Source organism: Pseudomonas sp. SIMBA_068, assembly GCF_046534705.1.
GTDB classification, from domain to species: Bacteria; Pseudomonadota; Gammaproteobacteria; order Pseudomonadales; family Pseudomonadaceae; genus Aquipseudomonas; species Aquipseudomonas putida.
On record NZ_JAWRYI010001279.1, the window covers coordinates 1 to 247 of the forward strand.

The window sequence follows — 247 nt, forward strand, 5'->3', positions numbered from 1 at the left end:
CGATATTCTGCGAACCAGTTTCGTCTGGCAGGGGGATCTGGACCAAGCGGTGCAGATCGTGCACAAGCATGTCGAGCTGCCGTTCAAAGAACATGACTGGCGTAATCAAGCGACAGAAGATCATGCACTTGAGGCATTGGCCGAACGCGAGCGACAGCGCGGTTTTGTGTTGGATGCAGCACCTTTGCTGCGCCTGGTGCTGGTAAGGACAGCTGAAAATCGACATCACCTAATATGCACCCATCAT

Annotated in this window: 1 protein-coding gene; it reads left to right on the forward strand. The window is 53.4% G+C overall.

Going from position 1 to position 247, the window contains the following annotated elements:
• Window positions 1-247, forward strand: a 247-nt coding sequence (locus tag SB756_RS33685) for a condensation domain-containing protein (protein WP_410913714.1), incomplete at both ends; no start/stop codon positions are given.